Annotated in this window: 26 protein-coding genes and 1 tRNA gene; 14 read left to right on the forward strand and 13 right to left on the reverse strand. The window is 64.4% G+C overall.

The annotated features are described in order from the left end of the window. Nucleotides 1–31 precede the first annotated feature (31 nt). The 7 genes from MTX19_RS01225 to MTX19_RS01255 all read left to right on the forward strand — a co-directional run bounded on the left by MTX19_RS01225 (nucleotide 32) and on the right by MTX19_RS01255 (nucleotide 7,335). A complete protein-coding gene (locus tag MTX19_RS01225) occupies nucleotides 32–2,566 on the forward strand; it encodes an EAL domain-containing protein (RefSeq protein ID WP_280982103.1) in 2,535 nt (844 codons plus the stop codon). A gap of 207 nt (nucleotides 2,567–2,773) precedes the next feature. Then, a complete protein-coding gene (locus MTX19_RS01230) occupies nucleotides 2,774–3,052 on the forward strand; it encodes a PepSY domain-containing protein (protein WP_280982104.1) in 279 nt (92 codons plus the stop codon). Nucleotides 3,053–3,062: 10 nt separating this feature from the next. Further along, nucleotides 3,063–3,641, forward strand: a complete 579-nt coding sequence (locus MTX19_RS01235; RefSeq protein ID WP_280982105.1) for a cytochrome b/b6 domain-containing protein — start codon at nucleotides 3,063–3,065, stop codon at nucleotides 3,639–3,641. A 209-nt stretch (nucleotides 3,642–3,850) separates the two neighbouring features. After that, nucleotides 3,851–5,497 carry a hypothetical protein gene (locus MTX19_RS01240; protein ID WP_280982106.1) on the forward strand — a complete coding sequence of 549 codons (1,647 nt, stop codon included), beginning with the start codon at nucleotides 3,851–3,853 and terminating at the stop codon, nucleotides 5,495–5,497. Between the two features lie 66 nt (nucleotides 5,498–5,563). Further along, nucleotides 5,564–6,034: an FMN-binding protein gene (locus MTX19_RS01245; RefSeq protein WP_280982107.1), complete on the forward strand. Its 471-nt coding sequence runs from the start codon at nucleotides 5,564–5,566 to the stop codon at nucleotides 6,032–6,034. Beyond that, nucleotides 6,015–6,926, forward strand: a complete 912-nt coding sequence (locus MTX19_RS01250; protein ID WP_280982108.1) for an FAD:protein FMN transferase — start codon at nucleotides 6,015–6,017, stop codon at nucleotides 6,924–6,926. Before MTX19_RS01245 ends, MTX19_RS01250 begins: the two co-directional genes overlap by 20 nt. After that, nucleotides 6,916–7,335: a hypothetical protein gene (locus tag MTX19_RS01255; RefSeq protein ID WP_280982109.1), complete on the forward strand. Its 420-nt coding sequence runs from the start codon at nucleotides 6,916–6,918 to the stop codon at nucleotides 7,333–7,335. Before MTX19_RS01250 ends, MTX19_RS01255 begins: the two co-directional genes overlap by 11 nt. Before the next feature lie 7 nt (nucleotides 7,336–7,342). Here MTX19_RS01255 and MTX19_RS01260 read toward each other — a convergent pair whose 3' ends face one another. Both MTX19_RS01260 and trxA read right to left on the reverse strand, forming a co-directional pair. Continuing rightward, entirely contained in the window at nucleotides 7,343–8,017 is a 675-nt protein-coding gene (locus MTX19_RS01260; protein WP_280982110.1) for an LON peptidase substrate-binding domain-containing protein, read from the reverse strand. A 109-nt stretch (nucleotides 8,018–8,126) separates the two neighbouring features. After that, nucleotides 8,127–9,047: a thioredoxin gene (gene trxA, locus MTX19_RS01265; protein ID WP_280982111.1), complete on the reverse strand. Its 921-nt coding sequence runs from the start codon at nucleotides 9,045–9,047 to the stop codon at nucleotides 8,127–8,129. A 214-nt stretch (nucleotides 9,048–9,261) separates the two neighbouring features. On the opposite strand from trxA, the gene MTX19_RS01270 reads away from it, so the two are divergent. Then, the gene (locus MTX19_RS01270; RefSeq protein ID WP_280982112.1) at nucleotides 9,262–9,696 is read left to right on the forward strand and encodes an SRPBCC family protein; all 435 of its coding nucleotides are present in this window, start codon (nucleotides 9,262–9,264) and stop codon (nucleotides 9,694–9,696) included. Between the two features lie 183 nt (nucleotides 9,697–9,879). After that, nucleotides 9,880–9,954, forward strand: a tRNA-Gly gene (locus MTX19_RS01275). Between the two features lie 60 nt (nucleotides 9,955–10,014). Here MTX19_RS01275 and MTX19_RS01280 read toward each other — a convergent pair. Further along, the gene (locus tag MTX19_RS01280; RefSeq protein ID WP_280982113.1) at nucleotides 10,015–10,368 is read right to left on the reverse strand and encodes a hypothetical protein; all 354 of its coding nucleotides are present in this window, start codon (nucleotides 10,366–10,368) and stop codon (nucleotides 10,015–10,017) included. A 319-nt stretch (nucleotides 10,369–10,687) separates the two neighbouring features. On the opposite strand from MTX19_RS01280, the gene MTX19_RS01285 reads away from it, so the two are divergent. Both MTX19_RS01285 and MTX19_RS01290 read left to right on the forward strand, forming a co-directional pair. Beyond that, nucleotides 10,688–11,965, forward strand: a complete 1,278-nt coding sequence (locus MTX19_RS01285) for a PQQ-dependent sugar dehydrogenase (RefSeq protein WP_280982114.1) — start codon at nucleotides 10,688–10,690, stop codon at nucleotides 11,963–11,965. Between the two features lie 207 nt (nucleotides 11,966–12,172). Further along, nucleotides 12,173–12,751 (forward strand): c-type cytochrome, encoded by a 579-nt coding sequence (locus MTX19_RS01290; RefSeq protein ID WP_280982115.1) that lies wholly within the window; start codon nucleotides 12,173–12,175, stop codon nucleotides 12,749–12,751. 130 nt (nucleotides 12,752–12,881) lie between these two features. Here MTX19_RS01290 and panE read toward each other — a convergent pair whose 3' ends face one another. From panE to MTX19_RS01310, 4 genes are all read right to left on the reverse strand, one after another. Continuing rightward, nucleotides 12,882–13,802, reverse strand: coding sequence for a 2-dehydropantoate 2-reductase (gene panE, locus MTX19_RS01295; RefSeq protein ID WP_280982116.1), 921 nt, complete (start codon nucleotides 13,800–13,802; stop codon nucleotides 12,882–12,884). Nucleotides 13,803–13,888: 86 nt separating this feature from the next. Continuing rightward, nucleotides 13,889–14,503 carry a 2-hydroxychromene-2-carboxylate isomerase gene (locus MTX19_RS01300; RefSeq protein ID WP_280982117.1) on the reverse strand — a complete coding sequence of 205 codons (615 nt, stop codon included), beginning with the start codon at nucleotides 14,501–14,503 and terminating at the stop codon, nucleotides 13,889–13,891. Between the two features lie 95 nt (nucleotides 14,504–14,598). Beyond that, nucleotides 14,599–14,862, reverse strand: a complete 264-nt coding sequence (locus MTX19_RS01305) for a hypothetical protein (protein ID WP_280982118.1) — start codon at nucleotides 14,860–14,862, stop codon at nucleotides 14,599–14,601. A gap of 172 nt (nucleotides 14,863–15,034) precedes the next feature. Then, nucleotides 15,035–15,622, reverse strand: a complete 588-nt coding sequence (locus MTX19_RS01310) for a DUF2239 family protein (RefSeq protein WP_280982119.1) — start codon at nucleotides 15,620–15,622, stop codon at nucleotides 15,035–15,037. Nucleotides 15,623–15,753: 131 nt separating this feature from the next. Here MTX19_RS01310 and MTX19_RS01315 point away from each other — a divergent pair, with 131 nt between their 5' ends. After that, a complete protein-coding gene (locus MTX19_RS01315; protein WP_280982120.1) occupies nucleotides 15,754–16,419 on the forward strand; it encodes a glutathione S-transferase in 666 nt (221 codons plus the stop codon). 8 nt (nucleotides 16,420–16,427) lie between these two features. On the opposite strand, the gene MTX19_RS01320 is transcribed toward MTX19_RS01315, so the two are convergent. After that, a complete protein-coding gene (locus MTX19_RS01320) occupies nucleotides 16,428–16,853 on the reverse strand; it encodes a DUF1330 domain-containing protein (protein WP_280982121.1) in 426 nt (141 codons plus the stop codon). A 107-nt stretch (nucleotides 16,854–16,960) separates the two neighbouring features. Between MTX19_RS01320 and MTX19_RS01325 the strand changes: the two genes are divergently transcribed. Next, nucleotides 16,961–17,296, forward strand: coding sequence for a GIY-YIG nuclease family protein (locus MTX19_RS01325; protein WP_280985798.1), 336 nt, complete (start codon nucleotides 16,961–16,963; stop codon nucleotides 17,294–17,296). 54 nt (nucleotides 17,297–17,350) lie between these two features. On the opposite strand, the gene MTX19_RS01330 is transcribed toward MTX19_RS01325, so the two are convergent. The 4 genes from MTX19_RS01330 to ggt all read right to left on the reverse strand — a co-directional run bounded on the left by MTX19_RS01330 (nucleotide 17,351) and on the right by ggt (nucleotide 23,060). Beyond that, nucleotides 17,351–18,733, reverse strand: a complete 1,383-nt coding sequence (locus MTX19_RS01330; RefSeq protein ID WP_280982122.1) for a serine hydrolase — start codon at nucleotides 18,731–18,733, stop codon at nucleotides 17,351–17,353. Nucleotides 18,734–18,827: 94 nt separating this feature from the next. Next, on the reverse strand, nucleotides 18,828–19,724 hold the full coding sequence (locus tag MTX19_RS01335; protein ID WP_280982123.1) for an NAD(P)-dependent oxidoreductase: 897 nt from the start codon (nucleotides 19,722–19,724) through the stop codon (nucleotides 18,828–18,830). A 109-nt stretch (nucleotides 19,725–19,833) separates the two neighbouring features. Beyond that, nucleotides 19,834–21,132, reverse strand: a complete 1,299-nt coding sequence (locus tag MTX19_RS01340) for an MFS transporter (protein WP_280982124.1) — start codon at nucleotides 21,130–21,132, stop codon at nucleotides 19,834–19,836. 182 nt (nucleotides 21,133–21,314) lie between these two features. Then, nucleotides 21,315–23,060, reverse strand: a complete 1,746-nt coding sequence (gene ggt / locus MTX19_RS01345; RefSeq protein ID WP_280985799.1) for a gamma-glutamyltransferase — start codon at nucleotides 23,058–23,060, stop codon at nucleotides 21,315–21,317. A 110-nt stretch (nucleotides 23,061–23,170) separates the two neighbouring features. Between ggt and MTX19_RS01350 the strand changes: the two genes are divergently transcribed. Next, the gene (locus tag MTX19_RS01350; RefSeq protein WP_280982125.1) at nucleotides 23,171–24,562 is read left to right on the forward strand and encodes an MFS transporter; all 1,392 of its coding nucleotides are present in this window, start codon (nucleotides 23,171–23,173) and stop codon (nucleotides 24,560–24,562) included. Nucleotides 24,563–24,663: 101 nt separating this feature from the next. Here the strand turns inward: MTX19_RS01350 and purH are convergent, their stop codons facing one another. Further along, on the reverse strand, nucleotides 24,664–26,256 hold the full coding sequence (gene purH / locus MTX19_RS01355; protein WP_280982126.1) for a bifunctional phosphoribosylaminoimidazolecarboxamide formyltransferase/IMP cyclohydrolase: 1,593 nt from the start codon (nucleotides 26,254–26,256) through the stop codon (nucleotides 24,664–24,666). Nucleotides 26,257–26,324 lie beyond the last annotated feature (68 nt).

The following is a 26,324-nucleotide window of genomic DNA, read 5'->3' on the forward strand; positions in this document are numbered from 1 at the left end:
CTGTCGGAGCAGACAATCATGAGCCGACGCGATGTTCCGTATTTTTACGTGCGTATCCGGTGAGCGTGACTGGAGGCTGGTCGTACTCGCCGGCCTGGTTTGCTTCGTCGCAAGCGTGGTTGCCGTCAACATCTTCCATCGGGCCATCGCATCGCGGGCGAGAACGCGCCTGATCTGGATCGCGATCGCGGGCGCCGCGATCGGTTACGGAATCTGGGCGACGCATTTCATCGCCATGCTCGCCTATGAGCCGGGTGTTCCGACCGGATACAGCACCGCGCTGACCGCGCTGTCGCTCGCCACGGCGATGCTGCTGACGTCGGGCGGCCTCGGCTTTGCCGCCACCGAGTCCAGCCGCTGGCGCGCACCGGTCGGCGGCGCGATCATCGGTGCCGGCATCGCCAGCATGCACTATCTCGGCATTTGGGCGCTCGAAGTGCCGGGCCGCGTGGTCTGGTCGATCGATCTCGTCGCCGCCTCGATCGTGCTCGGCATGCTGTTCGGCTATGCGGCGCTGGCGATCGCGGTGCGCCACCAGGATCGCCGGATGACGGCCGCCGCCGCGCTGTTGCTGACGCTCGCGATCGTGTCCCATCACTTCACGGCGATGGGCGCCGTCGCGATCGTCCCCGACCCGCGGCAGGCGCCGGACGCCCTGTCGCTCTCTCCCGCCTTCCTCGCCGTCACGATCGCCGGCGCGGCGCTGTCGGTGCTCGGGATGAGCCTGGTCTGCGTGCTCGCGGATCGCCGGCTTGCGCTGCGCACGCACCGCTTCGAGGAGATCATCAGCCAGCTCTCGCTGGCGCGCCAGCAGGTCGAGGCCTCGCAACACGAGCTGCAGGAGCAGAAGCTGCGGCTGGATACGGCGATCAACTACATGGGCGAGGGCCTCTGCATGTTCGATGCGGACAAGCGCCTCGTCGTGTGCAACGCCCGCTACGCCAACATGTACCGGCTGCCGCCCGAACTGTTGCGTCCCGGGACGCTTCACCGCGACATCATCAGGCATCGTATCCTGAACGGCATCCTCAAGGGCGAGACCAGCGACAGCGCCGCGACCGAGCGGCTCGCGACGTTGAACGCGTTGCCGGCCAACGAGATCAATAGCCGGATCGACGAGCTCGCCGATGGCCGGCTGATTTGCGTCACCAGGCAACCGATGGTCGGCGGCGGCTGGGTGGCGACCCATCTCGACGTCACTGAGCAACGCCGCTCCGAGGCCAAGATCACCCACATGGCGCAGCACGATGCGCTGACCGACCTGCCGAACCGTGTGCTGCTCAAGGAGCGGATGGAGCAGGCCTTGTCGATCACGCGCCACGGCGGGCCGAGCCTTGCGGTGCTGATGCTCGATCTCGATCGCTTCAAGGATATCAACGACACACTCGGTCACCCCGCGGGTGACGCGCTGCTGCAGGCAGTGGCCGTGCGGCTCCGCCGCTGCGTCAGCGAAACGGCGCTGATCGCGCGCCTCGGCGGCGACGAGTTCGCCGTGATCGACTACGTGACGGATCCTGTCGTGGATGCCGGCCAGCTCGCCGAGAAGATCAGGAAGGCGCTCAGCGAGCCCGTCGACCTCGACCTTCATCGGGTGATCACTGCGACCAGCATCGGCATTGCGATCGCGCCGCGCGACGGCGCCGATTCGGACGAGATCCTCAGAAGCGCTGATCTCGCGCTGTATTCCGCGAAGAGCCGCGGGCGCGGCGCATACCGCTTCTTCGAGCCGGAGCTCGATCAGCTGCTGCAGGCCCGGCGCAGCCTCGAGCGCGACATGCGCAGCGCGCTCTTGAACGGAGAGTTCGAGCTTCACTACCAGCCGTTCATCAACGTCGCGAGCGGCGAGACCAGCGGCTTCGAGGCGCTGCTGCGGTGGGACCATCCGCAACGCGGCATGGTGCCGCCGGCGACGTTCATTCCGCTGGCTGAAGAGACCGGCCTGATCGTGCCGCTCGGGGAATGGGTGTTGCGAACCGCCTGCGCCGAGGCGGCGAAATGGCCCGACGATCTCAAGATCGCGGTCAACCTGTCACCGGCCCAGTTCAGGAGCCAGGAGCTGGTGCCGGTCGTGGTGCGTGCGCTGGCGAGCTCGGGAATTGCCCCGCACCGGCTCGAGCTCGAAGTCACCGAGACGGCGATCATCCACGACAGTGAGGCGGTGTTCGCGGCGCTCGGTCAGTTGCACGATCTGGGGGTGCGGATCGCGCTCGATGACTTTGGCACCGGCTACTCGTCGCTGAGCTTCCTGCAGCGATTTCCGTTCGACAAGGTCAAGATCGACCGCAGCTTCGTGTCCGAATTGTCCGCGCCGACGGACGAATCGCGCCGGATTGCGCGCGCGGTAGTCCGATTCGCCGTCAGCCTCGGCAAGACCACGACGGCCGAAGGCGTCGAAACCCGGGAGCAGCTCGACATCCTCCGTGCCGATGCCTGCACGGAGGTGCAGGGCTTCCATTTCAGCCCGCCGGTCAGGCGCGCGAAGGTCGCGCAGATGATCGGCGAGCGGGCCCCGGCGACGGTGGAACACCCCACCGCTCGCCGCGCGGTCGCGGCCGCCGCTTCCTGATGATTGGCCGCAGCGGCGGATCGTGAGACGTAAGGCCGCAGCGAGCCGCCAAGTTCTGGTTTGTGCACGGAGACTGCAGCGGTTTTCGCGGCCGTTAGAATTTCTCTAAGGCATTCAACGCGCCGCGGGGCATTGACTTCGCCATCGCCTCCGCGTCCTTCGGTTCGCGCGCCTTGCGCGCGTCATCGAAACCGGGAGGAGATATTCGTGAGGGTCATTCGGAGTGCTGCGCTGGCAATGTCTGTATTGGGGCTGATGGGATCGACGGCGCTTGCCGACGGCTACAAGAACTGCACCAAGCTCGACAAGGCGTCGTGGAAGCCGGCGAGCGAAGCCGAAGCCAAGGCCAAGGCGGCCGGCTACGAGGTGCGCCGCTCCAAGATCGAAGGCTCCTGCTACGAAGTGTACGGCGTCAAGGACGGCAAGCTGTTCGAGCTGTTCTACAACCCCGAGGATCTCACCCTGAAACACACGATCGCGAAGTGACCTGAGGCCGATGGCAGAGGCGGCGCCGCGACCGCGCGATCCATCCGCGCAGCACTCCGCGTCGCGGACGGTGCAGGTCTGGGACCTGCCGCTGCGGCTCTGGCACTGGACTCTCGCGGCCGTCGTGCTGATCGCGTGGTTCACGCCGAACAGCCATGACCGGGTGCACCGGCTGGCCGGCTATAGCGTGATCGGACTCGTGGCCTTTCGGTTGATCTGGGGCTTTGCCGGCACGCACTATTCGCGGTTCAGGATGCTGGGCGCGAGGCTGCGCGCCGCGCCGCGCTACATCTGGAATCTGCGCCGCGGGATCACCGGCCGCTATATCGGACTCAATCCTGCCGGCACCGTGATGCTGGTGGCCTTGCTGGCGCTGCTCGCGATTTCGGCGATCACGGGCGCGATGCAGGTCACCGTGACCTTCTTCGGGGTCTGGTGGGTCGAGGACACCCACGCCTACGCCTCGGATGCGGTCATCATCCTGGTCGTGTTGCACGTCTTGGGTGTGGTCGTGATGGGCATTCTTCAGCGCCAGAACCTGGTGCAAGCGATGATTACAGGACGGAAGCTGATCCGCAGCCGCTGGTGAGCGATTTCGCCGCTTTCGTCGAGCTTCCGCGGAAATCCACGAACTCTGCCGAGCCTCCGGCTTGTTTTTTCTTATTCTAATTCCAAAGTGGAGAAATTCTAACCGCCGTCTGGCTCTCAGACTGCCAGAAACGTACCGAAATGCTTCTCTGTGGTGTTAGGTGCGCCCAATTGTCGCGGGTTTTCGTTTCCGCGGATCAAGGGGGGCACATGCTGTCGCAGCGTCATACGGACTTGGAAGTATCGAAATTCGGACCGGGCTTTAGCTCCAGGCGTGCCGCACTCCTCGCGGCGACCGCGCTGTCGATCTTCAGCAGCAGCGGCGCCTTTGCGGCCGAAGATAGCACGAACGAGGTATTGCTGAAAAAGCTCGACAAGATGGAGCGGCGCATCCAGGCGCTCGAAGCCGAGCTGAAGCAGAAGGACAGCCGCCAGCAGGCCGACGCCGGCACCAAGTCCTCATCGCGGCCGGCCTCGATCCGGAGCGCCAACGCGACGGCGTCATCCACCGATGCGAAGGAGGCGACGGACGCAAAGCAGGAAACAAAGGGAGCCAAGGGCAAGCCCGAAGCCCAATCCGCAGAGACGCCGGCCAAGCCGATGCTGAACCTCCCGCCGCTGCCAGCGGCGGGAGACAAGCCCATTCTGGGGCTGGCGGACTCGCCTGTTCCCGGCCTCAGCATAGGCGCCTATGGCGAAGTCAAGTTCGGTGCCGTGCAAAACCCTGCCGCCAACGGCCAGTGGCAGAACGGCTTCGATGCGCAACGCTTCGTCCTGCTGCCGACCTACGCGATCACGCCGAACATCATCTTCAATGCGGAGATCGAGTTCGAGCACGCGGGTTCGGGCTTTGACAATGACGACAAGCTGCACGGCACCGCCGAGATCGAGCAGCTCTGGGTCGATTTCAAGATCCTCGATCAGTTCAACTGGCGCGCGCCCGGTATCGATCTCGTGCCGATCGGCTACATCAACCAGCACCACGAGCCGACGCAGTTCTACAGCGTGAACCGGCCCGAATTGTACAACGGTCTCATTCCATCGACCTGGAAGGTGCCGTCGAGCAGTGTCTATGGGACCATCAGCGATGATCTGAAGTATCAGGTGATGGTCAGCACCAGCAACGAGGACTTCGGCGACTCCTTCGACAACCGTACCGAGGCCAAGACCGTGCCGCTTCCCGGAACGCCCTACGCCGCAGGGATCGATGGCCTGAACGGGCTTGGGTTCTCCAGGCCACCGCTCGGCGACTTCCAGCAGCTCAACAATGCCGTGGCCGTATCCGGACGGCTCGACGTCACACCGACGGTCCTGCCCGGCTTCGCCGGAAGCGTAAGCGCGTACTACTCACCGAACACGACGCCGCGCGGGGCGCATGATGATTTCGGCAATTTCTTCGGCCGCTCGAGCCTGACGATGTTCGATGCTGAGTTCCGCTATCGCGTCCCCGACACCGGTCTCGAGCTTCGCGGCGAATATGTCCGCGCGGAATTCGGCCATCCGGAGAATTTGCGCGCGAACAACGATTCCGATCCCACCAACAACGTCGGCAAGACGATGTACGGCTATTCCGGTGAGGTCGCCTATCACGTGCCGCTCGGTACTATCCTAAACAGCGAATGGGAGGCAGTGCCGTTCTACCGCTATACGTACCAGAACCTGCAGACCGGCGGGTTTGCCGGCACAGATGCCAACCTGCCGATCGGCGCCGGTCAGCGACAGTTCCATACCGCCGGATTTGCGCTCTTCCCATCACCGAAGATTGCCCTGAAGGCGACCTATCAGCACGTCATCGACAAGAGCATCACCGGCGCGATGTCGGATTCGTTCCTCGGCGGTGTCGGCTTCTTCTTCTGAGATCAGTGCGGCGCTCGGAACGCGCGCGCCGCCGCAGGACAACAAACGATGGGAGTCGCGTGAAAGATGACGTGGGTTCGATATACGCTGCCGGCGGTGGCGCTCGTGTCGGTTGCTTCGCCTGCCTATGCGGTTCAGTACCTGTCGATCGAGGAGGCGCAGAGGCAGGCGTTTCCATCGGCGACGCACTTCACCGAAGTCCAGACGGGACGCGTCTGGAAGGCCGAATCCGGCGGCAAAGTCGCGGGCTTCTTCGTCTTCGACCGGGTCATCGGCAAGCACCTGTTCATCGACTATGCGGTGGCGCTGACCCCGGCCGGCGCAGTGCATAAGGTCGAAATCCTGCAATACAGGGAATCCTATGGCGGTGAGATCAGAAGTCCGAGCTGGCTGGCGCAATTCGTCGGCAAGACCAGCGGCAGCGCATTGAAGATCAACGGCGACATCAGGAATATCTCCGGCGCGACGTTGTCATCGACGCATGTCACCGAGGGCGTGAAGAGGATCCTGACCGCCTATGCCAATCGCCTTCGATAGTACTCGCCGCGCGCGGCCGCTGTTGGGCACCTTCGTCGAGATCGAGGTCGCAGCTGCTGCCGGATCCGACGCGGCTGCCGCCATTGACGCCGCATTCGATGCAGTCGCCGAAGTTCATCGGCTGATGAGCTTTCATGAGCACGACACCGACGTCAGCCGCCTCAATCGGGAAGCCGGCATCCGCCCGACGCGAGTCCATGCCTGGACGTTCCAGGTCCTGGAGGCGGCGGTCGAGATGCATCGACGTTCCAGGGGTGTTTTCGACGTCACCGTCGCGCCGGTGTTGCAGGCCATGGGTCTGCTGCCTGGATTGGATGGCGCTCCGGTCATCATGCCGGAATGGCGCGTCACCGATCCGATCGAGCTTTCGTCTGAACAGACCGTGCGCTTTCGATCACCGGCGATCGAGATCGATCTCGGTGGGATCGCCAAGGGCTTTGCAGTCGATCGCGCAATCGAGGTGTTGCGCGGCTTCGATATTCCGGGCGGGCTGGTCAATGCCGGTGGCGATCTTCGGGTATTCGGACAGGGGCCGCACACGGTCCACCTGCGCGACCCCGGCGACCCGCTCCGCTTGCTCGCCCGTATCGAGCTGACCGATGAGGCGCTGGCGTCGACGGCGCGTCGATTTGATCTGGTTGATGGAGCAGCTCCGGGTGTATCGGCGATCATCGATCCCTTTACCGGCAAGCCGACGGGTGCCGTTACCGGCGCTACGGTCCGAGCACCGTCATGCATGATCGCCGATGCGCTCACGAAGGTCGTCATGATCTCCGGGACCGGCGCCGGCGACCTGCTCGCGCATTACGGAGCGAGTGCCTTGTTGATCTCGGTCGATGGCGAGGTGCAGATCACGTCCGACTGGCCTCAGGCGGTGCACCTTGCGGCTTAAGCGTCCATTTCGCTATTCGATTTACGCGGCGTTCGCGGTGCTGCTGCTGACCGGTGCTGGCTGGCTCGTGGCGGATTGGCAAAAGAACGTCGCTGGCGACGAGATCTGGCAGCAGAGCGCGGCGACGATGCTGATGGTGCATGGCGGTGCCGCCATGCTGGCGTTATTGCTGCTGGGCGCGCTGATTCCCGTGCACTTGCTGCGCGCATGGCGGAGCCGGAAAAATCGCATTTCCGGATCGATCATGGCGGCGTTCAATGCCGTCCTGATCGTGACCGCCTTTAGCCTGTATTATCTTGGATCGGAGGAGGTGCGACCCTGGATCAGCTGGATCCACCTCACAGCGGGATTTGCCCTTTCCCTGATGCTTCCGCTCCACATCTGGCTCGGTCGGCGGGAGTTGTGGTGAGAGGGCCTCACTGCACCGGCGGGTCGCCGCTGGTGCGCTTCTTGGCGAGATCCATTTCGGTGACCGCGATCAGGATCTCGGCGCGGGTCTTCAGGTCGGGCGCCTCGAGCATCGCCTGCTTCTCGGCGGGACCGTAGGGCGACATCATCGCCAGCGCATTGACCAGCGCCTCGTTGGGCGCGGCCTCGATGCCTTCCCAGTCGACCTTGAGATTGTTGGCCTTCAGGAAATCGGCGAGCACCTTGAGCAACGCCTTGCGGTCGACCGCCTCCTCGCCCTTGCGCGCGGTGAAGTCGCCGGTGAAGGAAAAGAAGTCGACCTTGCACTGCCGGTAGGACGTCTGCACGGTCAGTTCCTCGACCACCTTGAAGCGCGCGACGCCGGTCAGTTCGAGGATGTAGCGGCCGTCGCCGGATTCGGCGAGCTGTGTGATGCGGCCGACGCAGCCGATGCGGAACAGCACGGGATTGGCCTCGTTCGGCGAATGCGTCACGTCGGGCTGGATCATCCCGATCAGGCGGTGCCCGTCGCGCAGCGCGTCGTCGACCATCGCGAGATAGCGCGGCTCGAAGATGTTGAGCGGCATCTGGCCGCGCGGCAGCAACAGCGCGCCCGGCAACGGGAATACCGGGATCACTTCGGGAAGCTCGGCGGGCCCGCGGTATTCGGCGTTGATCGGCATCTGCAGTCCCGCTGTTACAGGCGCGGCTCAGGCAAGATCCGGAATAGTGTATAGCGGCTTTCCGACAAGATCATGCCCAAACAAGAATCCCAAGCGCGCTTACCGCGCTTTAGGAGAACAGGATGGTCGACAACCGCTTGCGCCCCTCGACGGTTGCCTCGTCGGCGCCGCCCCACGCCTCGAAGAACTGCACGAGCTGCTTGCGCGCGCCGTCGTCGTTCCAATTGCGGTCACGCTTGACGATGGCCAGCAGTTGCTCGGTCGCCTCAGCGCGCTTGCCCATCGCGTTCAGCGCGGTCGCGAGATCGAACCGGGCCTGATGATCGAGCGGGTTTGCGGCGACTTTCTGTTCAAGCTCGGCGATCGGGCCGACCGACTGCGCCTGCTCGGCGAGATCGATCGCGGCCTGCACCGCCTTCACGGCGGCATCATTGCGCTTGGATTCCGGAACCATCGCGAGCGTCTGCTTGGCCTGCTCGATGGCACCAGTCGTGACATAGCACTTGGCGAGGCCGGCCAGCGCGGCAATGTTGGTGGCGTCGTGCGCCAGTACCTCGGCGTAGATTTGCGCGGCCGCGGCGGCGTCACCCTCGGCGAGCACGGCCTCGGCCTCCTTCACGATTTCCGCAAGATCGGGTTCGCCCGCTGCGGGGACGCCCTTGGTGATCTTCTCGATGAAGGCGTTGACCTGGCTCTCCGGCACCGCGCCCATGAAGCCGTCGGCCGGCTGGCCGTTGACGAAGGCGATCACGGCCGGGATCGACTGGATGCCCATCTGGCCCGGGATCGCCGGATGCTCGTCGATGTTCATCTTGACCAGCTTGACCCGGCCCTTGGCATTGCGGACCGCTTTTTCCAGCATCGGCGTGAGCTGACGGCACGGACCGCACCAGGGCGCCCAGAAGTCGATCAGGACCGGCTGACGGCGCGATTCCTCGATGACGTCCTTGACGAAGGTCTGGGTCGTCGTTTCCTTGATCAGATCGGGCGCTGCCTGGGGCGTTGAGCCGCCCTGCTCCATTATCGTCACGTTGTCCTCGCCTGGTCTTGAATGAGGTCAGAAAATCCGGGGGCGTTCTAGCACGCTCCGCGCGGCTGGTTCAGCCGTTCTGTCTGGCTAAATGGCGGTCAGACGACAAATTTCAATCGCTTGCCGCTAGTCCCCGTTCCATCGGAGATCGGGTGGGTTTTCGCCGGGCCGCGGTCGAAGATCGCGCTGTCGAGGTACCCCGGGGAAATGCGCCATGGCCAAGGCCTATTACAGCACCGTGTTCGAGCAGCCGGCTGGCGAGGTCTGGAAAATCATCCGAGATTTCAACAACTACCCGGTCTGGGTCCATGGCGAGGGGACGAGCGAGATCGAGGAGGGCAAGTCCGGCGACACCATTGGGGCGGTGCGCAACGTAGTCTACCGGGAGCGGCGGATCCGGCAGCGGCTGCTGGCGCAGTCCGATATCGAATGCTTTCAGACCTACGAGTTCGCCGGTCCGCCGACCCTGCCGATGACCGACTTCACGGCCACCTTGCGGGTGACCTCGGTGGTCGATGGCGACCGCGCCTTCGTCGAATGGTGGGCGATTTTCGATTGCGAGCCCGCCCGCCGTGCCGAACTGGCGCAGACCCTGGCCGGCTGGTTCGAGACCCGGCTCGAATCGCTCCGCGATGCGATGGCGGTCTGAGGCCGGTTCCCGGCCCAAAAGCAAAGAAATCGTGATGCCGGCCGGTTTCGGGCCGATTCGAGCTCAATTTTTAAGGAAACCGAGCGATTTCGTCGCGCCCTGGCCGCGCTCTTGTGTTGCATTCGCTCAAAGCATTTGGCATAGGTCTGCCGTTGCCGGCGAGCAATCGCCGCCATCTCGGATGCGGGTGTAGCTCAGTGGTAGAGCACGACCTTGCCAAGGTCGGGGTCGAGGGTTCGAGCCCCTTCGCCCGCTCCAGAGTTTCTCGCTGACCGAGCTGACAGTCTGATGAAGGCCCGCCCACCGAAGCGGGCTTTTTTATTTCCAGGCAGGCGCTTCGATCTCTGGCTCCGGGTCGAGATGCTTTGGCTGCCGGCCAAGATCGAGCCGCGCCTTCGTGCCGCTCGGGCCCTGATCGAGCCCGTAGCCCCTGGCCCATTTGCCGAGTTCAGTCGCGATCGTGTCGCTGGAGACGACCGCAAGGTCTTGCGGTCCGCCATCTCCCCTTGCGAAGGCGCGCTGCGCCCGACCGGACAGCCTTCGATCGCGGCGCCGATGCAGCTCGATCCTGCCGGGGCGACGAAGGGCCAGAGCATGCAGCGCGATCAGAATCAGATCGTCGCCGCGCACCAGCGGCCAGCGACATCTTCGCTTTGCGACGACGTGGACCATGTCGCTCGCGGCCGCCTCACACGCGCAAACAGATGCTCCGTGTTTACGCGTATGCGATGCCCTGCGACACAACCGTTCGCTTCGTCTGAATATTGCGTCGCAGCGCGCCTGCCTCTTTCGCAAGCACATCACGCCCGAAAATTTCGCCTCAAACTTGTTTTTGACTGCAGCGCACCCAGATGCATCCGCTTCTCAGCGTCGTCGGATGTGCTACCATTTTGTCGTCTGACCTACCTTACAGACCGCCACAATCATCTCTCAGGGCGTTCAAAATCAATAACGGGGCAAGCTGCAACGGCTTGCATAGGGGAGTGACGCGATGAAATCGGCTTTCAATCGATCCATACTTGCGTTCGCGGCGATTGCGCTGCTGGCGGGGACAACCTTCGCCAGTGCGCAGCAACAGACGGACAAGAATCGTCCGTTGAAGAAATACGAATCCGGCAACAAGGAATTCTGGACGCATCCGCCGGATGACTGGTTCCTCGGCGACGAGACCGAAGCGCAGAAGGGCCTTGCCCCGCCGTCCGGCCCGCCGACCGGCTCCTCCGACGCCGAGCTCGCGGCGACGATCAAGAAGATCAAGCTGCCGCCGGGCTTCAAGATCGAGGTCTATGCGTCGAACGTGCTCGCCGCGCGCCAGATGGCGTGGGGCGACAAGGGAACGCTGTTCGTCGGCTCGTTCGGCCTTGGCAACGTCTATGCGATCAAGGACAACAACGGCAAGAAAGAGGTCAAGACGATCCTCAAGGGCCTCAACATGCCCACCGGCCTCACCTTCAAGGATGGCGCGCTCTACGTCATCGCGGTCGATAAGCTGATCAAGTACGACAACGCCGAGGCCAATCTCGACAATCTCGGCCAAGGCAAGGTGGTGTATGACGACATGCCGTCCTATGCGGCGCATGGCTGGAAATACATCTCCGTCGACAAGGACGGCTGGTTCTACATTCCGTTCGGCCCGCCCTTCAACATCGGCATTCCGCCGACCAGCGTGTCGCAGATCCGCCGCGTCGATCCGAAGACCGGCAACGCGGAGATCTGGGCGCTCGGCGTGCGCAACTCGGTCGGCGGCGACGTCGATCCGCGCACCGGCAAATACTGGTTCACCGAAAATGCGCGCGACTGGATCAGCGATGATCTGCCGAGCGACAAGCTCAACATGATCGGCAGGATGGGCGAGCATTTCGGTTATCCCTATTGCCATCAGGGCGACCTGCCGGATCCGAAATTCGCGATGGGCCACAAGTGCTCGGAGTTCACCCCGCCGGTGCTCAAACTCGGCGCTCACGTCGCTCCGCTCGGCATGAAGTTCTATACCGGCAGCCAATTCCCGGCCGATTACAAGAACAACATCCTGATCGCCGAGCACGGCTCCTGGAATCGGCACAAGTATCAGGGCGGCCGCATCGTGCGCGTGATCGTCGGGCCTGACGGCAAGAACGCCAAGCAGGAGGTGTTCGCCTCCGGCTGGATCGAGGGCGACCAGGGCTATCTCGGTCGTCCCGCCGACATCCTGCTCGACAAGGACGGCTCGATCCTCGTTGCCGACGACTGGGCCGGTGCGATCTATCGCATCAGCTACAGCAAGAAGTAACGGCTGAACTCATGTGGGCTGCGGTGGCCTTTGAGGCGGCCGCAGCCTCTCGTGATGCAGCCGGAAACGGAACCACCTCGTCATGCCCGGACTTGATCCGGGCATCCATCCAAACAAACACCCTTCTGCAAGCCAGATGGATTGCCGGGTCGTCCCCGATCAGGTCGAGGACAGGCGGCCGGCAGTGACACGTGGAGAGAACTGGCAATGCGCGTTGCGTCATTCGGAATTCTGTCGGCGGCGATCCTGCTGACCTCGTTTGCCCATGCCGCCGATATCGCCGCCGGCAAGGAGAAGGCCGAGCTGTGCGCCGGCTGTCACGGCGAGAACGGTATCTCGCAGACGGAGAACATTCCCTCGCTCGCGGGCCAGCTCGATCAGTTCATCCAGTGGCAGCTGGTGTTCTTCCGCGCCGGCGCGCGCAAGAACGAGCAGATGCAGCCGATCGTCGAGCAGCTCAACAACGAGGACATCCGCAATCTCGGCGCCTATTTCGCTTCGCTGACGCCGTTCAAGGGCGGCAAGGACGACAATCCGGAATTGTCGGAGAAGGGCAAGCAGGCCGCCGCCGGCCGCCGCTGCGCGTCATGCCACACCGACACCTTTGCCGGCACCAAGGCCGTCGCACGCATCGCTGGCCAGCGCGAGGAATATCTCGTCAAGGCGTTGCACGACTACAAGTCAGGTTTGCGCTCAGGCGGCGCCCAGGCCGCGATGGCCGACGTGGCATATCCCTTGAGCGATGAGGAGATCACGGCGCTGGCGCATTATCTGGCGTATCTGTGAGATGGGCGAATAGCGAATAGGGAGTCGCGAATAGACGCGTAGCCCGGATGAAGCGAAGCGAAATCCGGGAATCGTCGTATCGCAGATCAACTGGACCCGGATTCCGCTGCGCTGCATCCGGGCTACAGAGCTAACCTCCTCGCTGCTTCTCGTATGCCTTCAGATGCGTGTACGCCGTGCGCAGCTTCGGTACCGGAATCTTGGCCGCATCCGCGCGCACGATCAGATCGCCGATCACGTGATCGGCCTCGACCGGAAGCCCGGCCTTGATGTCGCGGAACATCGACGCCGTCATCGGCGAGCCTTCGGTCGTGAGCAGCCCGCGGGTGCGCTGGAAGAACGGGCCGCCCGGCATATGGCCGGCGTCGGCGGCGATCGCGCTGCATTCGTCGAGGATGCCGATCAGGAAGTCCTTGCCGCCGGGCGCGGCCAGGATGTTGCCGACCGAGGTCCGCATCAGGCTGGTGGAGGCGGCGAGGGAGGCCAGGAACACCCACTTCTCCCACATGTCCTGCATGATGTGATCGCTGGCGGCCGCGCCGTTGACGACAGAGAAGGTGTCCGCGATCGCGCGTACCCGGTCCGAGATCCCGCCAGCACGCTCGCCGAAATTCAGCGACTGCATCGGCTGAAGCTGCACCACCTCGCGCGCCTCGTTCAGCGTCGCCGCGATCGCGCAGAGCCCGCCGAGCACGTGGGGTGCGCCGAATGTCCTGTCCAGCACGTCGAGATGCAGCATGCCGTTGAGCAGCGGAATGATCGCGGTCTTGTCGCCGACGGCCGGCGCAAAGGACTTGATCGCATCGTCGAGATCGAATGCCTTGCAGCTCAACAGCACGACGTCGAATTTCTCGGAGAGCTTGTCGGCCTGCACGGTCGGCGGATTCGTCAGCGTGACGTCGCCGTTCGGGCTCTTGATCACGAGCCCGGCCGAGGCCAGCTCGGACGCGCGCTTGGGGCGCACCAGAAAGGTGACGTCGCGGCCGGCCTGAAGCATCCGGCCGCCGAAATATCCGCCGATCGCGCCGGCGCCGACCACGAGAACGCGCATGGGATTTAGTCCTTCTTTGTTGCTTGAGGAGAGCTGGCGAATAGCGAGTAGGGAGTTAGCAATATGTGCGTGCCATCAGCCATCCGCTACTCCCCATTCGCTCCCTTAACCATTTCCTCGACTTCGCGCAGCTGCTCCTTGCCGAAGAAGATCTCGTTGCCGACGAAGAAGGTCGGCGAGCCGAACGCGCCGCGCTCCACCGCGGACTGGGTGTTCGCGATCAGCTTGGCCTTCACGTCCGGCTCCTGCGCACGGGCGAACAGCCTTGCGGCGTCGAGGCCAGACGAGGCGATGGCTTTGCCGGCGACTTCGGGGTCGTCCATCTTCTTCGGCTCGACCCACATGTGGTGAAAGGCGGCCTCGACATATTTCTCGAACACGCCCTCGAGCTGTGCGGCGACCGCCGCGCGCATCAGGTTCAGCGTGTTGACCGGGAAGAACGGGTTCAAGGTATAGGGCTTGACATTGAAGCGCTTGAGGAAGCGCTCGGTCTCGATCTTCTGGAACTCGGGCTTGTTCTTGACGCCCGCCAGCGTCTCGGCCGGCGACTTGTTGTTGGTGGCCTTGAAGATGCCGCCGAGCAGGATCGGCACATATTCGAATTTGACACCGGTGCGCTTCTCGATCGCCGGGATCGCCTCATGGCTGAGGAAGGCGTTGGGACTGCCGAAATCGAACAGGAATTGCGGATTCTGGCGCACGGCGGTCTCTCCCTCGGCTCGCTTAGCATGGGCCCGCTGTCGCAGGCGCCATCAGTAGAATATGATAGTCATCATGTGAGCCGCGGCGCGCGATGTCAAATCAGACGCTTGATCGTCTGCCTGCGCCATACCAGCCCGTAATAGGCCATCTGCAGCACGAATATGGTCGGATAGGCGATCTGGACATCGGTCATCTGGCCGAAATGATGGTGCCGAACGACGATTGCATGACGTTGCTGAGCAGTATCGGCGCGAGGAAGAACAGAAAGGCCTTCCGCAGGGATGGAGGGGGGCACATCGATTTCCCGAACGGAGCTGAGTGTGTGAGTAATGCGTTTAATTGAGCGTGCTGGCGGCACACTCGCTGCACCTCTCCCGCTTGCGGGGGAGGTCGGATCGCATCTTCAGATGCGATCCGGGTGGGGGCTCTCTCCACACGAAGAGTTTCCCGGGCGGCGAGACCCCCACCCCAACCCTCCCCCGCAAGCGGGAGAGGGAGCGCAGCTTGTTTCGTGGCTACTCATCCCCGCGCTAGTCCGCTTGATCGCTGTAGGCGAGCCCGACCGCATGGTCGCGGATGTCGGCCGGCCAGTCTGCGATCAATGTTACGAAGCGCCGCCGGTCATGCGCGAACAGGGCGCGGATCGCGTCCTCGTAATGCGGACGGTTGCCGGCCATCGCGGTCATGAAGCGATAGGCGGCGTCCTGGGCGAGCCGCGTGCGGTCCTTGTCGCCGCTCGCGCGCCGCGCCTCGTCGATCAGCTTGCGGATCGCGACCGACGCGCCGCCTTTCTGCTGTGCCAGCCAGTCCCAATGCCGCGGCAGCAGCGTGATCTCGCGCGCGACGACGCCAAGTTTGGGGCGGCCGGGGCCGCGCGGCGCGACGGGTGCGGGCGGCTCGTCCGCCGCGGGAGCCTCGAGCTTCGGCAGGCGCGCCAGCACGTCGTCGACCGAGCCGCGGAAATCGATATCGACCAATGCGGAGGTGCGGCCGTCGAACACCAGGATCGCCGCGTCCTTGCGGCGGTCGTGCACTTGCTTGGCGGCGCGGGCGACGTGGGGGAGGTCGCCGGCCGCGATGCGGTGATCCCCCTCGAAGGCGACATAGGCAGGGTTCATTGCGGACCTCTTCGGTTGCGTGAGATATTGCCCGGGCAATTTGAGGCAATCACGACGCGTGCATCTCGACTTTCTTGCGTCAGGCTGGCACCAAGCGCCGCTTGCCTGCGCCGACGACCCGAGGGACACCCATGCTGACGGTTCATCATCTGAACAATTCCCGCTCGCAGCGCGTGCTGTGGCTGCTCGAGGAATTGGACGTGCCTTACGAGATCGTGCGCTACCAGCGACAGCCCGACATGCGCGCGCCGAAAGAGCTGTTGGCCGTGCATCCGCTCGGCAAGTCGCCTGTCATCACCGACAACGGCAATACGATCGCGGAATCCGGTGCGATCCTCGAATACATCATCGGTACCTACGGCAATGGCCGGCTGATTCCGCCCGCGAATACGCCGGAGCGGCTGCGCTACACCTATTGGCTGCACTACGCCGAAGGCTCGGCGATGCCGCCGCTGCTGCTGAAGCTGCTGTTCACGCTGATGCCGAAGCGCGCGCCGGCGCTGCTGCGGCCGCTGGTGCGCAAGGTGTCCAACCAGGCACTCTCCACGCTGGTCAACCCGCAGCTCAGGCAGCACATGGCCTATTGGGAAGGTGAGCTCGGCAAGAGCGAATGGTTCGCCGGCAATGAATTTACGGGCGCCGACATCCAGATGAGCTTTCCGCTCGAAGCCGCCGCGGCGCGCGGCGGGCTCGAGGACGGCCATCCGAAATGCGTGGCGTTCCTCGAGCGCATTCACGCGCGCCCGGCCTATGCCCGGGCGCTGGAGAAGGGCGGACCGTACCAAGTCGGCCGATAGCGCCTCACTCATCGCCGCAGCTCGACCAGCGGGAGCAGCCGCGAGTCCGACAGCGCCGCGGTGCGATGGCCGATGCCGGCGAGATAGGCCTCCGCCACGGCGAAGGCGAGGAAAGCCCCGCGGCTCTTCTGCCGGATCAGCATCGCGCGGTCCCAGCGCTCGCCCTCGGGTCCGATCAGGAACGGACCGCCTTCGCCCATGAACAGCAGATCGCCGCCGCTCTTCCGCAGGAAGGGCAGGGTGTGCGCGATGTAGCGGTCGTAGGCCTCCGCGCCGGTGATCGGCTGCGGCGGGGCCAATTCGGGGCTCGCCGAATAGTCGGCGGTCTCCCGAAAGCGCAGCAGATTGAGCATCACCAGCTCGCCCGCGATCTCGCGTTGGGCGAAGTCGCGACCGGCGTTCCAGGTCGGCTCCAGATGGCAGGTTGCGTCCATGTCCGGTCGTCCAATCGATTCCTAAACGGAGGCTGTTTTTATCCGGGTGTAATTGCATTGTCAATAATATCCGGATATAAATGGTCGACCAGCCGAATGGAGCCGCCATGAAATCCGAGACCAGAAAGCTCGCCATCGCCGACTACAAGAAGCGTACGAGCGTCGCCGGAGTCTTCGCGATCCGCTGTCGCGCATCCGGCGAGGTCTGGGTCGGGCAGGCGCTCGATCTCGAGAAGATCCAGAACCGCATCTGGTTCACGCTGCGCATGGGCGATCACCGCGATGCCGAACTGCAGCGGGCATGGACGACGCACGGTGAAGCCAGCTTCTCCCTCGAAACGCTGGAGCGCATCGAGGATGAGGAATTGGCCTATGTGCGCGATACGATGCTCAAGGAGCGCGTGCAGCACTGGCGCGCACGGCTGAACGCGTCCGCGATCTAGAACGCTTTGGAGCGAAGTGGATACCGGTCCGCGTGAATAGGTGGTGCAGCCGCGCTATTGCTTGATCGCCGACAAGACCTCGGCGATGAGCCGTTCGACACCACCACCGGACCGGCCGGTGGAATCCCCCAGGCGCACGATCACGAGGTTTCGCGACGGAATGATCGCGATACGCTGGTCGAGGAAACCTGCGGCAAAGAAGGCGTCGCGCGGGATGCCGGCCCTGATCCGGTTCGCTGCACCCTTGGCCGTGCTGCGATTGGTCCAGAACCCGGCGCCGTAGTCGGTATCGAGCGTCGCCGCGGCGGAGAAATCCACCCAGTTCTCGTTGAAGAGACGCACGTTACCGATCTGACCGTTGTTCAGGTAGAGCATGCCGAACCGCGCCCAATCGCGCGCGCTCGCAAGCATGTTGGACGCGCCTTGCAACGTTCCGGATGCGTCGAATTCCAGCGTCACGTGGCGCATGCCGAGCGGATTGAGCAGCTCGCGCCATGCAAAGGCTAGTGTCTGTTCCGGCCCGCCGACGATATCGCGAATGATCCCAGCCAGGAGTTGGGCTGAGCCGCTGGAATAGTGCCATCGCGTCCCCGGCGGCGCGATCAACGGCGCTTTCGCGGCGTAGCCGGTCATGTCTTCGTCCAGGTACATCCGGCTGGCCTCGTCGAAGCCGAGGAACGTTTCGTCCAGCGCCAGTCCGGACGTCATCCGCATCAGATGCTCGACCGTGATCGCACGACGCAGATCATTGGCGCCCTGCCACTGAGCGATCGGCGCCGCCATCGAGGGTTGGATGAGATTTTTGCGCTGGAGAATGCCGATCAACGCATTCACGACCGACTTGCTGAGCGAGAATCCGAGCAGCTGCGTGTCGACGCCAACTCCCGGCGCATAGCGTTCGGCGATGACACGACCGTTGTGGACCACCACCACGGCCTTGGTCCTGCGCGACACCTCCCCTGCGGGCTCCTCGAATGCATGATCGAGCGCACTCACGAGCGCGGCGTTCGACGGCTCGACAACTGTCGGAGGGGCGATGTCCGGCAACAATGCCGGCGACGTCGGAGTTCTCAGTGCGTCGAGGTCGCTCCGGAGCAGGTAGGGAGGCTTTGGCCCGAGCCGCAAGGTGCAACCAAAGCCTTGGCGAAATGTGGCCTGCCCGTGCACGACTCCCATGACCGATGTCTCGACGACTTTGGCTGTTCGATCGACCTGGTAACTCATCACGTACCGCCACGGCCGAACGCTCGGGACGTCCGCGATCGCCGCAAAATTGGCATCCGGGTCGAGCCCGGAAACGAAGGTCCTGATGCAGACATTGTGCGCGACGAAGTCGGCCATGAAGCGGGCAGCCTTGTCGGCACGAAAATAGCTGCCCGCAACCACAACCGTGACCGGCAGCAGCATCGCCAACGCGATCCAGATCCGAGCGCGCACGCGTCACCTCTTGTGAAACTCCACGCTCTCCGAACGCGGTGAGATAAAGATGCATCGCCGTGCTTCGGCTCATCGTCTGAAGCGCGATCATGCCTTAGCGGGATGCCTGTGCGCTGCCGACCGAGGGCAAGGGCTGCACCGTGACGCCGGGCGGCGGCACGTCGTCGTCGGGCACAAAGAAATCCGATATCAGCGGCACGGAAGCGTCGACGCGATAGCGCTCGAAGTCCCGCACGCCGTTGGCGTAGAGCACCTTGTCGTCGATGCAGAAGTGGCCGGTAAATTCGCGCGACGGCCGGGTGACGATCGCGTAGGCCGCATCGCCCATGATCTCCGGCGTGCGGCTCGCGCGCATCATGGCGTCGCCGCCGAGCAAATTGCCGACCGCGGCAGTTGCGATCGTGGTGCGCGGCCACAGCGCATTGACGGCGATGCCGGCGGATTTCAGCTCGCCCGCGAGCCCGAGCACGCACATGCTCATGCCGTACTTCGCCATCGTATAGGCGGTCGAATGCTCGAACCACTTCGTCTTCATGTCGAGCGGCGGCGACAGCATCAGGATATGCGGGTTCTCCGCCTTCTTCAGATGCGGGATGCAGTATTTCGACACCATGAAGGTGCCGCGCGTATTGATACCCATCATCAGGTCGAACCGCTTCATGTCGGTCGCTTGCGAGGTGGTCAGGCTGATGGCGCTGGCATTGTTGACGCAGATGTCGATACCGCCGAACTCCGCGACGGTCCGCTCGATCGCCGCCACCACCTGCGCCTCATCCCTGATATCGCAGATCACCGGCAGCGCCTTGCCGCCGGCGGCGCGGACCTCGTCGGCGGCGGTGTAGATCGTGCCCGTCAGCTTGGGATGCGGCTCGGCGGTCTTCGCCGCGATCGCGATATTTGCGCCATCACGCGCGGCGCGAAGCGCAATCGCAAGCCCGATGCCGCGGCTCGCGCCCGAGATGAACAGCGTCTTGCCTTTGAGGGACGTCATTTGCCGGCTCCTCCACAGTTAGGGCACACATTACTAGGGCTTCCTCCGCCCTTGTGGGGGAGGGGACGACGAAGCAAGCGCCGCCGCCATCGCGCAACTACGACAGGCGCTACGCATCCGCATGCAGCACGCGGCCGCGCGTCTCCGGCAGCGCGTAGGCGGCGAGGAAGAAGACGCCATAGGCCGCCACCGCGAAGATCGCGATCGCGTTGGCGAGCGACGTCGTCGTCGACAGTGCACCGACCAGATAGGGGAACAGCGCACCGACACCGCGGCCGAAATTGTAGCAGAAACCCTGGCCGGAGCCGCGCAGCCGCGTCGGGTAGAGCTCGGTCAGGAACGCGCCCATGCCGGAGAAATAGCCGGAGGCGAAGAAGCCGAGCGGAAAGCCGAGTATCCAAAGCACTTCATTGGACAGCGGCAGCTGGGTGTAGAGCAGCACCACCGCGATCGCGCCGAGCGAGAAGATCAGGAACAGGTTGCGCCGGCCGATGCGGTCGGCGAGCCAGGCCCCGACCAGATAACCGATGAAGGAGCCGATGATCAGGGTCGCGAGATAACCGGTGGAGCCGACCACCGAGAGCTTGCGCTCGGTGGTGAGGAAGCGCGGCACCCAGAAGGTGACGGCGTAATAGCCGCCCTGCATGCCGGTGCCGACCAGCGAGGCCAGGATTGTCGTCCTCAGGATCGGCCCGTGAAAGATCTCCCACAATGCGGCCGGTCCGCTGCCGGACGCCTGCTGTTGCGCCAATGTCGCGGCGGAGATCTCGGGCTCGGCAACGTAGCGGCGGAGATAGAACACCAGCAGCGCCGGCAGCGCGCCGATCACGAACATCCAGCGCCATGCGCTCTCCGCAGGCAGGATTGAGAACAGCACCGCCTGCGCCAGCACGGCAAAGCCCCAGCCGATCGCCCATCCGGATTGCACTGAGCCGACTGCGCGTCCGCGATATTGCGGCCGGATCGCTTCGCCCATCAGCACGGCGCCCGCCGCCCATTCGCCGCCGAAGCCCAGGCCGAGCAGCGCGCGGGCGATCAGGAGCTGATCGAAATTCTGCACGATGGCGCAGACCAGCGAGAAGAAGGAGAACCAGAGGATGGTGAATTGCAGCGTCTTCACCCGCCCGATGCGATCGGAGAGGTAGCCGCCGAGCCAGCCGCCGACGGCCGATGACAACAGCGTCACCGTGCCGGCGAGCCCCGCGGTGCCGGCATCGACCTTCCACAGCGCGATGATGGTGCCGATCACCAGCGGATAGATCATGAAATCCATGCCGTCGAGCGCCCAGCCCGCACCGCAGGCCCAGAACGTGCGCCGTTCCTGCACGTTCATGTCGCGATAGAAGGCAAGAAGACTGCTGTCCTGGATCTCCGCGACTTCCATCGGTTTGGATTCGGCTGAACTCATGCGCGTTCCCTTGGAAGCAATTGTCGCCGGCACTTCCGAAATCCGCGGCCGGCTTGCGCGGAGGCGGCAATTTACCGCGATGCTGGTGGGTGGGCAAAGGTGCATTTGCGCCGTGCGCATCGATGCGCGATGTGCCCGCGATGGTGGACACGCTTGTGCTGTGCCCGCCCTGCGGTTTCGTCTCACTGTGCCGCCGCCTCCGAGCCGCGCGTGCGCGGGTCGGGCGCGCCGAGCAGTCCGCTGGACGTGACCAGTATCGAGTTGGCTGAGGAGTAGCCGAGCGGCTGGACCAGCTTGTGGCCCTTGGCCTTCAGCTCGTCTAGCACCTGCTCGGGAAAGCCGCGCTCGATCCTGACCTCGTCGGGCAGCCATTGATGATGCACGCGCGGCGCCGCAACGGCGGCGGCGATGTCCATCTTGTAATCGATCACGTCGACGATGATCTGCGTCACCGCGGAGATGATACGGCTGCCGCCGGGCGATCCCGTCACCAGCACCGGCCTGCCGTCCTTCAGCACGATGGTCGGCGACATCGACGACAACGGGCGCTTGCCGGGGCCGGGCAGGTTGGCTTCGAAGCCGACCAGGCCGAAGGCGTTGGAGGCGCCCGGCGCAGCGGCGAAATCGTCGAGCTCGTTGTTGAGCAGCACGCCGGTCCCCTCGGCGACGAGGCCGACGCCGTAGGGGAAGTTCAGCGTGTAGGTGTTGCTGACGGCGTTGCCGCTGGCATCGACGACGGAATAGTGCGTGGTGTTGTCGCCCTCGTGCGGCGGCTTTGCGTTCCGCACGTCGGTCCAGGGCGTGGCGCGGGCGAGATCGATGGTCGCGCGCTGCTTCGCGGCGTAATCCTTCGAGATCAACAATTGCGTGGGCGCGTCGACGAAGGCGGGATCGCCGAGATAGCGCGCACGATCGGCATAGGCGCGCTTCATCGCCTCGATCATCACATGCAGCGAGGCCGCCGAGCCTTGCTTCATGTCGGACATCGGAAAGCCTTCGAGGATGTTCAGGATCTCCAGCAGCACCACGCCGCCCGAGGAAGGCTGCGGCATCGAGACGATGTCATAGCCCCGATAGGTGCCGCGGATCGGCGGGCGGATGACCGGCTGATAGGATTTCAGGTCGTCGAGGCTGATGATGCCGCCGGCGTCACGGATGCCCTTGACGAGCTTCTCGGCGACCACACCTTCATAGAAGCCGCGCGGGCCCTGCTCCGCGATCGCCGTCAGCGTCGCCGTGAGATCGCTCTGGATCAGCCGGTCGCCCTCGTGCAACGGGCTGCCGTTGGCATGCGAGAAAGTCCTGGCCGAATTCGGCCAGCGCGACATGTGGCGATACATGTCGGACAGGGTGTCGGATGTATCGTCGGTGACGATGAAGCCGTCGCGCGCCAGGTCGATCGCGGGCTGAATGATCTGCGCCAGCGTGAACTTGCCGGAGCCGTATTTCTCAAGCGCCAGTGCAAGTCCGGCAACAGTGCCGGGCACGCCGATGCCGAGCGCGGAATAGCGCGATTTGTTGGGGTCGGGCTTGCCGTCTGCGTCCAGGAACATGTCGCGCGTCGCGGCCTGCGGCGCGGTCTCGCGGTAGTCGATCGTGACGTCCTGGTTGCGTTCGGCAAGATGGATCACCATGAAGCCGCCGCCGCCGATATTGCCGGCGCGCGGATAGGTCACCGCCATCGCAAAGCCGGTGGCGACTGCGGCATCGACCGCATTGCCACCCCGCCGCAGGAAATCGGCGCCGACCTGCGCGGCGAGTTTCTCCTGCGCCACCACCATGCCGTTTTCGGCGGGGATGCTGCGAATCGCGTCGGCGGCCGGCGGCAAATAGAAGCGGCGCTGCTCCTGGCTGAACGCCGGCGCAGCGATACCGATCAACAGGAGAGCGGCAAACAACCGTCGCGATATCGTTGCGGCACGTGTCATCGAAGCCCCCTGCTCTTCGTCGATGTGACATTCGCAAAACAAACTCATGCTATATGGGGACGCGTCGGTGAGGCAAAACGCCTGTTCGTGACTCAACTTGAGGAATCTTTATGACGATGGCGGCGACGGCACAGACAGGCATCGACGACGTGAAGACCTATCCGGGACGCGCCGCCGTCATCAGCTGGATCTTCTTCGACTGGGCCGCTCAGCCCTATTTCACCCTGATCACGACCTTCGTGTTCGCGCCCTATTTCGCGAGCTTCGTCGCATCAGATCCGGCGAGCGGTCAGTCGATGTGGGGTTTTGCCACGGCAGCCGCCGGGCTCGCGATCGCGCTGCTGTCGCCCGTGCTGGGCGCGATTGCCGATGCCAGCGGCCGCCGCAAGCCGTGGATCGCAGGCTTTGGTGCGCTGCTCGTCATCGGCGCGAGCGCGATGTGGATCGGCAAGCCCGGAAATCCCGACGTCATTCCCGTGCTGCTGCTGGCCTATGCGATCGCAAGCGTCGGCGTCGAGTTCGCGACCGTCTTCAACAATGCGATGATGCCGACGCTGGTACCACCCGACAGGATCGGGAGGCTCTCGGGTACCGGCTGGGCCACCGGCTATGTTGGCGGCATCCTGAGCCTCGTGCTGGTGCTCGGCTTCCTCGCCGCCAATGCCGAGACCGGCCGCACGCTGTTCGGCTTCACCCCGCTGTTCGGTCTCGATCCCGCCACCCATGAAGGCGATCGCATCACCGGACCGCTGACCGGGCTGTGGTTCATCATCTTCGTCGCGCCGATGTTCCTGTTCACGCCGGATTATCCGGCCAAGCGTCGGTTGCGCGATGCGCTCGGTGAAGGCCTGCGCGAGCTGCGAGAGTCATTGGCGAGCCTTCCGAAGCAGAAATCGATGGCGCGGTTCCTGCTCGCGAACATGATCTACACCGACGGGCTAGTGTCGCTGTTTGCCTTCGGGGGCATCTATGCAGCGGGCACCTTCGGGTGGGACACGATCCGCATCGGCACGTTCGGCATCATCCTGGCGATTGCCGGCACGTTCGGCGGGTGGCTCGGCGGCAAGCTCGATGATGCGTTCGGGCCGAAGCGTGTCATCACGGGCAGCCTGCTGATCCTGCTGTTTGCGATCGTCACGATCCTCACCGTGAACAAGGATTCGATCCTGTTCATACCGGTCTCGCCTCCGGTGCCCGGCGGCCCGTTGTTCGCCGGCGCCGCCGAGCGCGCCTATATCGTGCTGGGTTGCCTGATCGGCGCCACCGGCGCGCCGCTGCAGGCGGCATCGCGCTCGCTTTTGATCCGTCTGGCGCCGAAGGATCGCATCGCGCAGTATTTTGGTCTGTTCGCGCTGACCGGGAAGGTGACGTCGTTCATTGGCCCGCTGCTGATCGGCGCGATCACCGCGGCGACCGCGAGTCAGAAGGCCGGCATGGCGGTGCTGGTGGTGTTTTTCCTCGTCGGCTTGGTGCTGCTGGCGAAGGTGCGCGCCGACGCGTAGCAATTCGTAGCCCGGATGGAGCGAAGCGCAATCCGGGAAGATCTCTCCGCGGGCAGGCGGACCCGGATTTCGCTACGCTCCATCCGGGCTACAGGCCGTGATCAGTGCCGGAAGTGCCGCACGCCGGTGAACACCATCGCGATGCCGTGCTCGTCGGCGGCCTTGATCACCTCGTCGTCGCGCATCGAGCCGCCGGGCTGGATCACCGCGGTGGCGCCGGCCTCGATGCAGGCAAGCATGCCGTCGGCGAACGGGAAGAACGCGTCGGAGGCGACCACCGAGCCTTTGGTCAAGGGCTCCGCCAGCTTCAACTCGGCCGCCGCATCCAGCGCCTTGCGTGCGGCGATGCGCGCGGAATCGACCCGGCTCATCTGGCCGGCGCCGATGCCGACGGTGGCGAGATCCTTGGCGTAGATGATGGTGTTCGACTTGACGTGCTTGGCGACGCGGAAGGCGAATTTCAGATCGCGCAGCTCGGCATCGGTCGGTGCGCGCTTGGTCGCGACCTTGAGGTTCATGTCCTCGACCACGGCATTGTCGCGGCTCTGCACCAGCAGGCCGCCGGCGACCGTCTTGGCCGTGAGGCCGACCGCGCGCGGGTTCGGCAAGCCACCCGCGAGCAGCAGGCGCAAATTGCGCCGGCTGGCGATGATCGAGATCGCTTCCTCGGTCGCATCGGGCGCGATGATCACCTCGGTGAAAATGCCGATGATGGCGCGCGCGGCGTCGGCGTCGAGCGTGCGGTTGACGGCGATGATGCCGCCATAGGCCGAGGTCGAGTCGCAGGCGAGCGCGCGGGCGTAGGCGGTGGCGAGATCGGGCCCCTCGGCAACGCCACAAGGGTTGGCGTGCTTGACGATGACGCAAGCCGCGGTGCGGTTCGGATCGAACTCGCCGATGCATTCATAGGCCGCATCGGTGTCGTTGATGTTGTTGTAGGACAGCTCCTTGCCCTGAAGCTGCCGCGCGGTGGCGACGCCGGGCCGCTTGTCCGGCGTGGCGTAGAAGGCCGCGGTCTGGTGCGGATTCTCGCCGTAGCGCAGCGACTGGATCAGCCTGCCGCCGAAGGCGCGGAAGTCCGGCGCCCTGGTGTCGAGCTGCACGGAAAACCAGTTCGAGATCGCGGCGTCATAGGCCGCGGTGCGGGCATAGGCTTTGGCGGCCAGCCGCCTGCGCAGGCCAAGCGAGGTTGCGCCCTTGTGCGCGGCGAGCTCGTCGAGCACCGCAGAATAGTCCTGCGCCTCGACCACCACGGCGACGTCGTCATGGTTCTTCGCCGCGGCGCGGATCATCGCCGGGCCGCCGATGTCGATGTTCTCGATGCACTCCTCGAAGCCGGCGCCTTTGTCGACGGTCGCCTCGAACGGATAGAGATTGACGACCAGCAGATCGATTGGCGCGATGCCGTGCGCCTGCATTGCCGCCGCGTGCTCCTTGTTGTCGCGGATCGCAAGCAGGCCGCCATGCACCTTCGGGTGCAGCGTCTTGACCCGGCCGTCCATCATCTCGGGGAAGCCGGTGAGCTCGGAGACGTCCTTGACCTTCAAACCGGCTGCGGCGATGGCTTTGGCCGTACCGCCGGTCGAGACCAGTTCGACGCCATGTCCGGCAAGCGCCTTGGCGAAGTCGATCAGGCCGGTCTTGTCGGAAACGGACAACAAAGCGCGGGTCACGCGGCGCAATTGGTCGGTCATGTGGGGATTCCCTAGCTGTTAAGGCAGCCGGGTAGCACGGTTTGGCAGGGTGCGGAACCGGGATGGGC

Source organism: Bradyrhizobium sp. ISRA464 (assembly GCF_029910095.1).
Taxonomy (GTDB): Bacteria; Pseudomonadota; Alphaproteobacteria; order Rhizobiales; family Xanthobacteraceae; genus Bradyrhizobium.